General features: G+C 36.9%; 14 protein-coding genes. 11 read left to right on the top strand and 3 right to left on the bottom strand.

From position 1 onward, the window contains the following. The 5 genes from A9Q93_RS03660 to A9Q93_RS03640 form a co-directional block, all read left to right on the top strand. On the top strand, positions 1 to 510 hold a 510-nt coding region (locus tag A9Q93_RS03660), incomplete at its 5' end, for a GNAT family N-acetyltransferase (protein ID WP_303686023.1). A 94-nt stretch (positions 511 to 604) separates the two neighbouring features. After that, positions 605 to 988, top strand: coding sequence for an alkyl hydroperoxide reductase (locus A9Q93_RS03655; RefSeq protein ID WP_303686022.1), 384 nt, complete (start codon positions 605 to 607; stop codon positions 986 to 988). Next, on the top strand, positions 973 to 1,353 hold the full coding sequence (locus A9Q93_RS03650) for a hypothetical protein (protein ID WP_303686021.1): 381 nt from the start codon (positions 973 to 975) through the stop codon (positions 1,351 to 1,353). The genes A9Q93_RS03655 and A9Q93_RS03650 overlap by 16 nt, the downstream gene beginning before the upstream one ends. Then, positions 1,350 to 1,775 carry a DUF1772 domain-containing protein gene (locus tag A9Q93_RS03645; RefSeq protein WP_303686020.1) on the top strand — a complete coding sequence of 142 codons (426 nt, stop codon included), beginning with the start codon at positions 1,350 to 1,352 and terminating at the stop codon, positions 1,773 to 1,775. The genes A9Q93_RS03650 and A9Q93_RS03645 overlap by 4 nt, the downstream gene beginning before the upstream one ends. Positions 1,776 to 2,134: 359 nt before the next feature. Continuing rightward, entirely contained in the window at positions 2,135 to 2,998 is an 864-nt protein-coding gene (locus A9Q93_RS03640; protein WP_015363810.1) for an RNA polymerase sigma factor RpoD/SigA, read from the top strand. Between the two features lie 191 nt (positions 2,999 to 3,189). On the opposite strand, the gene A9Q93_RS03635 is transcribed toward A9Q93_RS03640, so the two are convergent. After that, complete coding sequence (locus A9Q93_RS03635; RefSeq protein WP_303686019.1) at positions 3,190 to 5,286, bottom strand: FAD-dependent oxidoreductase; 2,097 nt, start codon at positions 5,284 to 5,286, stop codon at positions 3,190 to 3,192. A gap of 364 nt (positions 5,287 to 5,650) precedes the next feature. On the opposite strand from A9Q93_RS03635, the gene A9Q93_RS03630 reads away from it, so the two are divergent. The 4 genes from A9Q93_RS03630 (at position 5,651) to A9Q93_RS03615 (ending at position 8,962) form a co-directional block, all read left to right on the top strand. Beyond that, complete coding sequence (locus A9Q93_RS03630) at positions 5,651 to 6,280, top strand: thiamine phosphate synthase (RefSeq protein WP_303686018.1); 630 nt, start codon at positions 5,651 to 5,653, stop codon at positions 6,278 to 6,280. 147 nt (positions 6,281 to 6,427) lie between these two features. Beyond that, positions 6,428 to 6,994, top strand: a complete 567-nt coding sequence (locus tag A9Q93_RS03625) for a DUF4494 domain-containing protein (RefSeq protein WP_303686017.1) — start codon at positions 6,428 to 6,430, stop codon at positions 6,992 to 6,994. Between the two features lie 108 nt (positions 6,995 to 7,102). Then, the gene (locus tag A9Q93_RS03620; protein ID WP_303686016.1) at positions 7,103 to 7,402 is read left to right on the top strand and encodes a hypothetical protein; all 300 of its coding nucleotides are present in this window, start codon (positions 7,103 to 7,105) and stop codon (positions 7,400 to 7,402) included. Between the two features lie 294 nt (positions 7,403 to 7,696). Beyond that, positions 7,697 to 8,962: a mechanosensitive ion channel family protein gene (locus A9Q93_RS03615; protein ID WP_303686015.1), complete on the top strand. Its 1,266-nt coding sequence runs from the start codon at positions 7,697 to 7,699 to the stop codon at positions 8,960 to 8,962. Between the two features lie 3 nt (positions 8,963 to 8,965). Here the strand turns inward: A9Q93_RS03615 and A9Q93_RS03610 are convergent, their stop codons facing one another. Continuing rightward, on the bottom strand, positions 8,966 to 9,568 hold the full coding sequence (locus A9Q93_RS03610; RefSeq protein ID WP_303686014.1) for an alkylphosphonate utilization protein: 603 nt from the start codon (positions 9,566 to 9,568) through the stop codon (positions 8,966 to 8,968). Between the two features lie 214 nt (positions 9,569 to 9,782). Between A9Q93_RS03610 and A9Q93_RS03605 the strand changes: the two genes are divergently transcribed. After that, on the top strand, positions 9,783 to 10,691 hold the full coding sequence (locus A9Q93_RS03605; protein WP_303686013.1) for a hypothetical protein: 909 nt from the start codon (positions 9,783 to 9,785) through the stop codon (positions 10,689 to 10,691). A gap of 59 nt (positions 10,692 to 10,750) precedes the next feature. Here A9Q93_RS03605 and A9Q93_RS03600 read toward each other — a convergent pair whose 3' ends face one another. Beyond that, positions 10,751 to 12,013, bottom strand: coding sequence for an NAD(P)/FAD-dependent oxidoreductase (locus A9Q93_RS03600; RefSeq protein WP_303686012.1), 1,263 nt, complete (start codon positions 12,011 to 12,013; stop codon positions 10,751 to 10,753). 86 nt (positions 12,014 to 12,099) lie between these two features. Between A9Q93_RS03600 and A9Q93_RS03595 the strand changes: the two genes are divergently transcribed. Further along, positions 12,100 to 12,933, top strand: an 834-nt coding sequence (locus tag A9Q93_RS03595; protein ID WP_303686011.1) for a mechanosensitive ion channel family protein, incomplete at its 3' end; no start/stop codon positions are given.

The following is a 12,933-nucleotide window of genomic DNA, read 5'->3' as shown; positions in this document are numbered from 1 at the left end:
ACCGTTAAAGAAATACTACCGTACGTAGATGAAATGTTTGATTTATTAAACAAAACCTACAGTAATCTTGTAACATACGTTCCTATACAACAATACCAAATTGATTTATATAAGGAAAAGTACTTACCTTTTATTAATCCAGATTTTATAGAATTGGTTGTAGATCAACAGAATAAGCTTATAGGTTTTGCGATAACAATGCCTTCATTTTCTAAAGCTTTACAAAAGGCAAATGGAAAGCTTTTCCCTTTTGGTTTTATCCATCTTTTAAAAGCCAAAAAGAAAAATAACGAAGCAGCTTTTTATTTGATAGGTATTGATCCAGAATATCAAGGTAAAGGTGTCACCGCCATGATGTTTAGAAATGTCACTCAAAACTTTATGAATTACGGTATCACAAAATGCGAGACTAATCCAGAACTTGAGGACAACCTTGCTGTACAGGCGTCATGGAAAAATTACGATCCTATTCTTCATAAAAGAAGAAGAACGTATAAAAAATTTTTGTAGCAGTCTATTCTAAATTTGGGTATTTCTAAAGTAATTACAATTTTGTAGAATATTGTAATGAACCACGTGATCGATTGACCTAGAAGAAAAAAATATGAAACTTACCTTACAACTAGCCGCTATTTATAATTTAATCTGGGGCGCTTGGGTAGTACTGTTTCCCGATCATTTTTTTGATCTCGTGGGAATGGAACCTTTAAATCATCCTATGGTATGGCAAGGAATGGGAATGGTGATAGGTGTTTATGGTCTAGGTTACTGGTGGGCAAGTTACAACCCTATGAAACACTGGCCTATTGTTGCAGTTGGTTTCTTAGGTAAAATTTTTGGTCCTATTGGTTTCTTGTTCAATTTTATGCAAGACATCGTTCCTTTTGAGTTCATTTATACGTTGATTACTAATGATTTCATTTGGTGGATTCCATTTTTCTTGATTCTTAAAAAAGTGCATACCGACTATAAATGGCAACTACGTTAAAAAGAAAGCTGCTCCTCTACTCTTTTGTAGCGTTTTATGCGTTTGCAGGAATCATGCATTTCATTACGCCAGAAGTATATTTAAAAGTCATTCCTGATTGGCTTGGCAATAAAATACTTCTCAATTATGCTGCTGGAGCGGTAGAAATAGCGGTTGCAGTCTTAGCATTAATTCGCACTACAAGAAAGTTTGCTGGCTACCTAGCAATTGCTATGCTGGCCGCCTTTATTATTTCTCATGTATATTTTATACAGATAGGAAGTTGCGCTGGCGACCTTTGTATTCCAGAATGGATCGGATATTTCAGGTTAATTTTAATACATCCACTGCTTATATATTGGGCATGGAAAATATCTAAACTATGAGCATTTTACCATTGATTCAATTACTGATTGATTTTGGGCTGGTCGTTCTTATCTGGATGGTACAGCTTATTATTTACCCAAGTTTCCTTCGTTATGAGAGTCATTCATTAGAAAAATGGCACTTAACTTATACAGGACGAATTACTGTAATTGTTGCTCCTTTAATGATGGCACAAATTGCTCTTGCTGGATTTTTAGTAATTACAAGAACAAGTTATAATTCGTTAGAAATTCTAGCATTGGGTCTAATAATTTTGAATTGGTTGCTCACCTTCTTTGTGTTTATACCTTTACACCAAAAAATAGATGTACAACCAGCAGATAGAAACGTACAACGTCGTTTAGTCCAAAGCAATTGGATAAGAGTAGTGTTGTTCTGTCTGACATTTGTTTGTCATGTTTTCTATTATTTAGCATTCTGACAGGTTTTTCTCTATTTATTATTAATTTATTTCAAGAAAGATTGTTGAGATACCGCTTTCGCGAAAGCGAGATTATAAGAATCCTTGCCCCAATGATTACCTATTTATAAAGTTATTGTATAGTCTTTATGGCCCTAATTTAAAGGAGTTCTACTCACTTATATAACATTACCCTAACTTTTACGTTACTTAAGATGTAACAAAATTATATTTTTACCGACTAATAAAATGTAGTGAAAGTCGCACTATTACTAGTCTGAAAGTACGTCAGTAAATACGGTTTTGGTATGATTTTTGCTATATAGTAACTACCTGACAAAAGCTGTTAGGTCATTAATTTTTTAATCTTTATTATTTAAATGAGACAACTCAAAATCACCAAACAGGTTACAAACCGTGAATCAAAATCGCTGGATAAGTACCTACAAGACATCTCTAAAATTGACTTGATCACTGCAGAGGAAGAAGTGGAACTGGCACAGCGCATTAAGAAAGGTGATCAGAGAGCTCTTGAGAAGTTGACCACCGCAAATTTACGTTTTGTGGTTTCTGTTGCAAAGCAGTATCAAAATCAAGGGCTTAAACTTCCCGATCTCATAAATGAAGGTAACGCCGGACTCGTAAAGGCTGCAAAAAGATTTGATGAGACACGTGGTTTTAAATTCATCTCCTACGCGGTATGGTGGATACGCCAGTCCATCTTACAAGCACTAGCAGAGCAGTCACGTATCGTGCGTCTTCCATTGAACAAGATCGGCTCCATTAACAAGATTAATAAGGCTTTTTCTCATCTTGAGCAATTGCATGAGCGTCCACCTTCACCAGAAGAACTTGCAAAAGAACTGGACATGACGGTAAGCGATGTAAAGCAATCCCTTAAGAATGCAGGTCGTCATGTATCCATGGATGCGCCTCTCAAAGAAGGAGAGACTTCTAACCTTTACGACGTTGTACGTAGTGGTGAGTCTCCTAATCCAGACAGAGAGCTATTGCATGAATCTCTTACACTAGAGATTACTCGTGCTTTAGAAACGCTATCTCAAAAAGAAGCAGACGTGATTTCCCTTTACTTCGGTATCGGTAATCAACAACCTATGAGTCTAGAAGAAATCGGTGAGACCTTTGATTTAACTCGTGAGCGCGTGCGCCAGATTAAGGAAAAAGGAATCAAAAGATTACGTCAAAACTCAAGAAGTAAGATCCTTAAGTCATATCTAGGATAGTAACTATCTTAATTGTAATTGTTAAAAGCACCTCTAGCGAGGTGCTTTTTTTATATAGAAAAAGAAACTGTTTATGAACCCATTTTTTTAGTCAGAGATACTTTTAATTACCCCATACAACCTCTAAAATTATGGCTACAAACAGCTTCTCCAATCAACCATTACTCATTTACTTGCTGTATTCTTACCGCTTATACATGTTCTCTTTTCATTTGCATCTTTTGAACCGCTGTATCTGGACTGGATAAAGAACCCCATGTTTGTTCCATTTGACGTATTTTATCTTCGGCACCATTTTGTTTTAAAATGTTCAATACTGCATTGTAAGCCGAATCTAGCGCGCCAACGATCCAGCCGTGATGCACAGAACAACATTCTCCTGCTAGTAGCAAAGAACCTTCAAATTCTGGTGTCAGTAGCGTAGGATACAAATTCTTGAATTGGCCTGGTTTGAATAAAGCAAAAGCGCCACCATTAGCATGATTGTCCCAAAACCAAGTTTTAGTCGTTTCCTCTGGCTTGTAACCAGCAAAGAATTTATAAATATCTATTTCTGGATATAAGAATTGGATTCCTTTCAAGCATTCATTTACTCGTTCTTCATCAGTCAGTGCTCCCATACGCTCTGCATCTTGCGCCCAGCAATAGACCTGCAACACGCCACCTTGAGATTCATATCCATAAGATGGGTACACGATCTGTCTATTAGAACGGTCTGACGTTCCTACTCCTAAACCGGAATCTTGTCTCTTTCCTAGAATCGCCCAAAATTGCTCAGTAAAAGTAATAAACGCTTTAAATGAAGGCATATAATTAGATTCTCTTATCGCTCTCGCTTTGCTAAAAGACAATCCTTCAAAGAAGTTGCTGTCTTTCTCTCCGTTTAAATAAGCGCCATTAGGTAAAGTACTGATCACATAAGGATATTGCTTTTTAATCGATTCACCTTTATGCTTGATTCGCATATTCATGCCGCCTTGACCATTATATAAGTCTGGATCATAAGTCACTCCAGAAACACGATGATTCATATACACGCGTTCCCTTTTATAGGATGGTTTTTTTCTTACTGGATCTCCTGCCTGTGCTGGTGGGACAGTTTTAGGCGGCTCTGCAGCTGGTGTTAGATTATCTGGAGAGTAACCTTTCTCACCATTTGTTCCAGGAATCATACCTACTAAAATTTGAGCTCTATTTCCATCGTCTGGTAAAACTCCATCTTCTAGATTCAGTACTTCTTTACAAGCATCAGGAAAATGCTGCATTCCTTTATCTAGGGTTACCATGTAAATATTAGGATCTGTAGGATCGTAAGAGTTTTTACTTCCATCCCAATCATAAGTAGCCAGGATCATTTCTACGAAAGAAACCGAATACATTCCTGTTCCTACGTTCAAGGTTTCTAGATAACTCACCACATTATAAGGTAAATGATCTGTTTTATTACCCATTGCCGGATCGTAGTATTCCTCCAGATCTTTGAGTTCAAAAACATTAGTCAAGTAAGCCCACATGGAATAGTTATCATAATTCATAAGCATTTTAAAACCATCAGAAAATGACTCATTGATTTTCTTAATAAATGGCTCATTGACCTTATCTAAAATTTTATTGATAGGCAAGTAAGCTGGACCGTTGTCAGGTTTTACTGCTGTCATCCATACTTCTGCAATGTCGCCACCTTGCTCTCTATCAAAATTGAGCGTGTCCAGCGTTGCATCTTGTGCCATGATAGGCTTCTCCATATTATTGTAACGCATGCGTTGCTCTGGTGAGCTGTAATAAAATTTTCTCCAGTTGAGCATTTTATCATTCATTCCGTTACGCTTGAGCACCGCATTTACTGCAAGTGTGAGCTGTTGCACTGGCAACATATCTTCGGAGAATTGTGGGATGCGCATTCCGCCTACTTCTCCATAAAGTCCGGCTTTATTTTTATCATTGGCATCATATTTTGTGGAGTACCAGGTATCGATGCGTCCTCCTACTCGATCAGATCCTTCAAAGAGTTCAAATTCGATCCCTAAGGACTGTAAAATCAACCCAGCATACAAACCTGCAAAACCACCACCTATAATTCCCACGAGAGGTTTTTGAATCGTATCAGTAGTAATGGCTTTTGTTACTTCAGGCGCCATTTTTAAGGAACGCTGGTGCATCAAGCTTTTTTCGTAGTCAGTACCGTAGTTTTCTATCAACCATTCTGAAAACGCCTTGCGGGCTTTTCCCGACTTTTTTCGGTCTATTTGTGATGGTTCATGTTCTGGATGAAAGGATAAATAACTCATATATTTTTTTTAAAAGGTTGGTTTGTAATTGACGGGATGTCTAACAAAGTAAGACTATTACTACTTCTTATACATGAGTATATTTCGCCATTTTGCAAATGAGTATTTATACAAGCGTTTACCTTTCAATAGATTAACACGTTACAATAGTTTTGAAGATCGATATTTTTAAATAAAATTTGATTAGAATATCGCTTTCGCGAAAGCGGAATAACAACCATCATAAACCACAATTCAAGCAGTATATTTTTTGAACCAAGTTCATAGAAAGACTTGCTTACGAGCTTTCCAAACAGAATAAAGTACGCTATCCAATCGCTAATCCTATTTTAATAAGATATTTTTGCAGTCAGAACTCCATTTTATGATCCCAAAGCTACATTTTATCTCCAATGCCAATACAGCGGCAGCACACAAAGAACACATCCAGAAAGCCTGCAGCTCTGGAATAGAAGCCGTGCAACTGGATCTACAACACATTGATAAAGATGAGCGATTGCCACTAGCAGAAGAAATTCACAACATCACCTCACATTTTCAAACGCGTTTATTTATAAAAACCGATTATAAACTCGCCATACAACTAAAAGCAGATGGCGTTTTCCTAGATCAAAAAGATGCGTCTCCTACTCTAGTTCGCAAAGAACTCCTAGCATGGCAAAGTCTAGGCGCTGCTGCCAGCACATTAGCAGAATGTCAAGACTTAGTAAAAAAAGAAGTGGATTACATCGCTTTAGGACCATTTAAAAACTCACAAGCCTCTCAAAAAGCTTTAGGCATCAATGGTTTTGCTGCTATCGCAAATGCTTTACAAACTGAGATACCTTTATTAGGTTTTGGCGGGATTACTACAGAAGATGTAAATGACATTCTAGAAACTAGAGTTGCAGGAATCTTAGCCACAGACGCCATTACAGCCGACTTCTCCTCTATCAAAAAGTTTCATAAGTTATTAGATGCTGGTAGTAATCGAGAGATGAAGCATAGGTTTTAGATAGGTAGAAAATTTATTAAAAAACAACGAATCCCCTAAATCCAAACCACCAAAAACATATAACCACCCATTGTGAATATCTCTCCAAAAAAACTTTAAAACCAGCACCACTTTCCCTTTACATTTGCCGTCCTAAAAAATAAAACGATGAGCGCAACCTGGTACGAGTGTAAAGTAAAATATAGAAAATTTGATGAGGCAAGCGGTACTCATAAAATCAAAACAGAACCTTTCTTAGTAGATGCGATTTCTTATACAGAAGCCGAAAGTAGAATCACCCAAGAAATGGCTGCTTACTTGCCAGACGATGAGGAAATTAAAATAACCAATATTAAAGTGGCCAACTTTGCTGAGATCCATCCTTTTGAGAATACTGACCGATGGTTCAAGTCTCGTTTGTCTTTGATTGCCTTTGACGAAGAAAGCGGTAAAGAACGCAAGACCAATATGTATTTGCTCGTGCAGGCAAATGATGTTAAAGAAGCTTTTGATAACACGGTAAGCACTATGAAAGACACGATGGGAGAATACACCATTCCGGCCATTGCAGAGTCTCCTATTGTGGACGTATTCCCATATTTTACTGGCGAAGAAGAAGACATGGAACGTTTAAAGTCTTTTGTAGCGATCAAGGATTCTGTTCCTACTCGCAACGATATGAATGATCAACTGGAGCAAGAAGACGTTCTAGCGCACGCAATGGAAGAAGAATAGCAGGAACAGGTCCAGAAATACAAAACTCTTGTTAAGTCTTGTTGTGATTACGTTAATTGGGCGCTTTTTTCTACTGTGTTGTTTATCTTTAAGAAAAACACAATGAAAATGAAGAAAGATAACGCCACTAACGACAAAGATTTAAAGTACAATCCTGAAATTACAAAGGAAGATAAAGACTTGCTGAGACAAGATAATGCGCATTTACACAGCGATGCCAGCTCTGACGAGTTACTAAGAAACCGAAAGGACAAAGTTGATTTTGCTGGTAAAGACCTGGATATTCCTGGAAGAAATGAAGCCAAAAAAGGAAATGGCCCCAACGGCCTAAATGACGAGGAAAATAAAATCCACAGTCAAGGCGGCGAGCGCAACAACAACTTAGAACGCAACGACGCGTCCAGATAGACCAATTCTTACGAATTTAAAACTGTCTAAAAAATAGAACATCAAGCAAATTGGTTTCTGTTTTTTAGACAGTTTGCTTTTAGGGTATTTTTGACTCGGTATTCTTCTAAGATTTTAAACCTAATAAAGGTGATGAGTCATTATTCAGCTTTCGCGCTGCGTCCTGAGTTTGTCGAAGGAAAAGCTAGATAACAAAAACACCTTAAATAAACACGATCTTAGAATAACTTATCTATCAATAGAACCTTATTTTTGTATTTCATTAAATATTATCAAAACTAATCAGGTTTTTCTATGAAAATCGAGCATATATTTTATGATTATCTAATTGACTTAGGACTTTCTGAAAGTACCGCTGGTTACCTTAATGCTGCTGCCCTACTTATTGGTTTGTTGATTGTAGCATTAATACTAGACTTAATCATAAAACGAATTATCATAGGAGTTTTTGCGCAGTTTGCTGGGAAAACAAGAACCAATTTTGACGATTTACTGATTCAGAATAACGTGCCGCGTAATGTGGCGCATATCGTGCCTTTACTACTGGTTTTAGAATTCATACCGCAAGTCTTGGTAGATTTTCCTTATGTGGAAAATTTAATAGAAAAAGGACTGCAGGTTTTTGGTATTATTCTAACCTTGTGGATTGTACGCAGTATTCTCGGTACATTTAAAGATTACTTTAAAACCTTACCACGATTTAATGACAAGCCTATAGATAGCTACATTCAGGTATTTATGATTTTTGCATGGATCATAGGGACATTATCGGCTTTTGCGATCATTACAGGAATTGAGTTCATCAAGTTTGTTACGACTATAGGAACGGCATCTGCTATCATCATTCTTGTTTTTAGAGATACGATTCTAGGATTTGTGGCAAGTATTCAAGTATCTGTAAACGATATGGTGCGTATAGGTGATTGGGTCACATTTGAAAAATATGGAGCCGATGGTGATGTGACCGAGATCAATTTATCTACGGTAAAGGTTCAAAACTTTGATAAAACAATCACCACTATTCCTACTTATGCATTGATTTCTGACTCGTTTAAAAACTGGCGAGGCATGCAAAACTCTGGAGGAAGACGCATTAAACGTGCCTTAAGTATTAAATTAGATAGCATATCTTATTTAACTTCAAATGAAGTAGATAAGTTAAAAGAAATAGATTTAATAAGCAGCTATTTAGAAACACGCCAGGCAGACATTAATACCTACAACGAGAATAACCAAATCAACAAAGCAGCACTCATCAATGGTAGAAATTTAACTAACATAGGTGTCTTTAGAAAATACATGCAAACTTATATAGAGAATCATTCTGGGATCAATAAAGACATGATGATTATGGTACGACAACTACCACCAGGAGCTCATGGAATTCCTATCGAGATGTATGCCTTCAGTAGTGACAAACGATGGAAAAACTACGAATACATCATGGCAGATATTTTTGATCACCTGATTGCAGCAGTTCCTTATTTCAATCTAGAACTTTATGAATTACCTAGTAATTCTAGTTTTAAAGGGATGATTTCTGATCCTAGTTCTAAATAGGTACTACTCGTCTTTAGAAGTTTTCTTTACGTATTCGGTAAGAATAACAATGTGAATACCATTTACACGACCTTCTACCTGACCAGCATTATCATGAACTAAAGTAATGTTACGTACTGGCGTACCACGTTTTGCGGTAAAACCAGCACCTTTTACATCGAGATCTTTAATTAAAACGATGCTATCACCTCTTTGCAAGATATTACCGTTTACATCTTTGTGAATGATTTTTGGACCGCGCTGGATGCCATCTTCTGCCCATTGTTTGGTATCCTCTTCCATATACATCATATCGATGAGATCTACTGGCCAGCCGTGTGGTCTTAGTTGGTCTAACATGCGATATACCACAACTTGAACCGCTGGAACTGGACTCCACATAGAATCGTTGAGCGCTCGCCAGTGATTAGGATCAACTAGGCTTTCATCTTCTAGCTGCGTTCTACAAGTCTCACAAGCTAGAATAGATGTGTCCTTTACATTTTTAGGAGAATCTGGCACTTCGTAAACGTCTAGATGAACTTTTTGCTCTAGGCTGTCTGTTGCGCCGCATAATTCGCAAGCGTTTCCTGATCGTTCTTCTAGTTGTTTAAGCAGCTCTGACATGTGTTGAATTTTAAGATTGCAATATTACATTTTCTCTTAACAGTTTTACAAGTGATTCAGCTATTTGTTCCTTTGAATTTTTACGTTTAAACAATTTGATTTTATGTTTTTACTAAACGGAATGAAATTCTTGCAATGATTTTGATCTTTAAATTCACTCACGTTCAAAGTGAGATTCATTTATTATAACTAAATTTCTCTTTTTACAATCGCCATGAAAAGAATCCTATTCATTCTCCTCCTAATTTGTATCAGTTGCAAAGAGAAAAAAGAAGATACACCTAAAGATCCAGTGAACGTTGAAATCATCTCCACTGAAGATTATGAATTACACAAAGTAAAAAATTCGACAAAATTATTGATCGTTTTTCCTGGTGGCGGAACTACATCTCAGGAAACTAAAGCAGATTTTAAAATATTAGACAAAGCGACAAGTCAAGGTATCTCTGTTTTGTTAATGAACTTTGGTAGATTGTATTTAGATGAAACCACCACAACAGCACTATCTTCTGTGCTAGAAAAAGCTGTTGAAGATCATCAATTACCGACAGATCATATTATCATGGGCGGCATGTCCATAGGTGGTTCTACTTCCCTAATGCTTGCTAATCATCTTCATAAAAGCGAATCCAAAATTGCACCAGACAAGACATTTATAATAGATTCTCCCATTGATTTGTACGCCTTGTACGAAAGTTCTAATAAAGATGTACAACGAACAGATTTTAGTGAACGCCGACTAGCCGAACCTAAATTTCTAGTAGACCTATTTGAAAACAATTTTAAAGGTGAAACTACGGTACTGGATAATATTCAAAAAGTATCACCTGTAACTTTAAAAACCGATAATTTTGAGAACATCAACTATTTAAAAAACGGAAGTCTGCGTTTTTACACGGAGCCAGATACCTTGTGGCTTAAAGAAACAAGACAAGTTGATTTTGAAAGCAGCAATTCCTACACCATTCAAAAAACTGCAACTTTATTGAACAAAAGTGGCTGGGAAAATGTAGAACTCATACAAACTAAAAACAAAGGTTTCCTTAGCGATGGAACTAGAAATCCGCATAGTTGGTCTATCGTGGATGTGGATGAATTCTTAAAATGGATAGAGAAGAAATGATTTGAGGTTATAGCCAGCCAAGTCTTATCATAAATGCTACTCAAATATTTCTAAACCCTTTACAACAATACACTTCCATCTATTTTACTCATGACCGCTTGTGCTGCAGCTTTACCGTTGAGCATGGCGGCATTAAGCGATCCATTACTTAAGTGATCACCAGCCAGAAAAATATGCTCTGTAAGCTGGGTTTCTGTAGGATGCATGCAATTGTTGAGTGAATTTAATTGTGGTAAAGCTTTATTGATGTGAAACATTTTAATCAAGCTGCTTGCTTTGATATCTGTTTCTTCTCTTAATTCTTTGATTACTCGCTCGGTTAATTGCTCGTTATTCAACGTGTGCTTTTTTACCACTGAAACACTGATAATATTTTTATGATCGTCAAAAACATCCTGAAGAAAATGGAAGTTATTGATCAAAGAATCTTCATTTGCAACAAGTCCGATGATCGCCTCGTCAAAACCTGTATGATCGGTATCTAAATAAAGTACGGTAACTTGATGCCAGTTTTGTTCTTGATTAGCTAGATTAGGAACCAACTTTCCTGCAGGCGTAGCGATTATGGTAAAGTCCGAGGTTGCTTTTTCTCCGTTTTCAAAGGTGATTTCATTACCAACTACAGAAGTTACTTTTTTGTCCAAAATAAGCGATTCCTTAGGTAATTGAGCAGCTAATTGCTCTGGAATGGCTTTAATTCCTTGCGCTGGAATCGTCGCGTTTCCTTCGGCAAACATTTTGAATACAAACTCAAACATCCTACTGCTGGTAGAAAGTTCTGTTTCAAGAAAGATTCCCGCATAAAATGGTTTGAAAAAACTATTGATCATTTTAGCCGAAAAACCAAAGTCTTGAAGGTAAGCTAATGTTGTTACCTCAGGAGAGGCAAATATCTCTTGAATCGATTTTTGTTTCAGCTTTCGCGAAAGCGAGAACACCAGCCATTTATCTTTTATACTTCCTACTCCAGCAACAATGGTGCTCCATAAAAAACTTGAATTTCTAGAAGCATCGCCCAAACGGTATTTTTTGCCGTCTTTAAAAACGATAGATCCAGGAACAAATTTTCTCAATTTGAGCGCTTCTACATCTAGAAACTCTTGAACGGCTGGATAAGCATCTAGCATGACTTGAAAGCCGTGATCAAGTATTTGAGACCTGCTAGTGTCACTATAAACGCGACCTCCTACAAACGAGTTGGCTTCATAAATAGTGGTCTGGTAACCTGCTTTTTGCAACGTTATTGCTGCAGTAAGACCGCTTACTCCAGCTCCTATAATAGCTATAGATGGATGGTTTTCTTTCATGCTGTAAAAATACATGAGAGTTTTCTATTACAAAGTTTTTAGTTAATGCTTAACAAAAAGAATTATTCTAGAATCTATCTTTACGTAAAACCCAAACCATCATGCTTATTCAAACCCAGCCGGAAGATGTTGATTTTTCTAAAACTATAACAGAGACAACTGTAAATTACTATGAAAGTTTTATAGCGTTTTTACCTAGGCTAGGTTTAGGCCTAGCGATTATCATATTAGGTGTTCTTATTGCAACGCTGTTAGGTAATATTACTCGTAGAAGTGTGCGTTTTAGAACTAAAGATCCTTTGATGAGCCGTTTTCTAGGTAAAGCGATACGCTTTATGTTCATTATCGTTTTTATAATGATTGCATTACGTGCCGCTGGTCTGGGCGATATAAGTGCAGGAATACTTGCCACCGCTGGAGCTAGTGCTGTGGTTTTAGGTTTTGCCTTTAAAGATATAGGTCAAAATTTTATCGCTGGTGTTATCTTAAGTTTTAACAGGCCATTTAATGTAAATGATACGGTAGAGATAGGCGATAATTTTGGGCGAATTAAAGAGTTAGGTTTCCGTCATACAAAATTAAAGACCTTTGATGGTAAAGACGTGTACATTCCTAATTCTGATGTAATCACAACGCCAGTAACTAACTATACCGAGGACGGTTTCTTTAGATGGGATTTTATAGTAGGAGTTGATTATGATGATGATATTAATGGCGCCAAACAAACTATAATGCAAGCTTTGAGTGCAGATCCTAAAGTGGTGAGCGATGAAGAACACGTTAATTATGTTATAGAAGATGAACTCGCGACAAGTACGGTAAATTTAAAAGTGTTCTTTTGGGTAGATACCTTTGACTTTGGTCGTATTGCAAATACCACTCGTGGCCGAGTGATAGGAAATGTTATGAGAGCACTTATGAAGGAAGGTTACTAT

This window comes from Nonlabens dokdonensis, assembly GCF_002162835.1.
In the GTDB taxonomy this organism is placed as follows: domain Bacteria; phylum Bacteroidota; class Bacteroidia; order Flavobacteriales; family Flavobacteriaceae; genus Nonlabens; species Nonlabens dokdonensis_B.
This window is presented reverse-complemented; position numbering and strand designations above follow the sequence as displayed.

Coding starts and splice junctions, on each gene's coding strand:
- A9Q93_RS03655 (WP_303686022.1), top strand. CDS start 605: ATGAAACTTACCTTACAACTAGCCGCTATTTATAATTTAATCTGGGGC.
- A9Q93_RS03650 (WP_303686021.1), top strand. CDS start 973: ATGGCAACTACGTTAAAAAGAAAGCTGCTCCTCTACTCTTTTGTAGCG.
- A9Q93_RS03645 (WP_303686020.1), top strand. CDS start 1,350: ATGAGCATTTTACCATTGATTCAATTACTGATTGATTTTGGGCTGGTC.
- A9Q93_RS03640 (WP_015363810.1), top strand. CDS start 2,135: ATGAGACAACTCAAAATCACCAAACAGGTTACAAACCGTGAATCAAAA.
- A9Q93_RS03635 (WP_303686019.1), bottom strand. CDS start 5,286: ATGAGTTATTTATCCTTTCATCCAGAACATGAACCATCACAAATAGAC.
- A9Q93_RS03630 (WP_303686018.1), top strand. CDS start 5,651: ATGATCCCAAAGCTACATTTTATCTCCAATGCCAATACAGCGGCAGCA.
- A9Q93_RS03625 (WP_303686017.1), top strand. CDS start 6,428: ATGAGCGCAACCTGGTACGAGTGTAAAGTAAAATATAGAAAATTTGAT.
- A9Q93_RS03620 (WP_303686016.1), top strand. CDS start 7,103: ATGAAGAAAGATAACGCCACTAACGACAAAGATTTAAAGTACAATCCT.
- A9Q93_RS03615 (WP_303686015.1), top strand. CDS start 7,697: ATGAAAATCGAGCATATATTTTATGATTATCTAATTGACTTAGGACTT.
- A9Q93_RS03610 (WP_303686014.1), bottom strand. CDS start 9,568: ATGTCAGAGCTGCTTAAACAACTAGAAGAACGATCAGGAAACGCTTGC.
- A9Q93_RS03605 (WP_303686013.1), top strand. CDS start 9,783: ATGAAAAGAATCCTATTCATTCTCCTCCTAATTTGTATCAGTTGCAAA.
- A9Q93_RS03600 (WP_303686012.1), bottom strand. CDS start 12,013: ATGTATTTTTACAGCATGAAAGAAAACCATCCATCTATAGCTATTATA.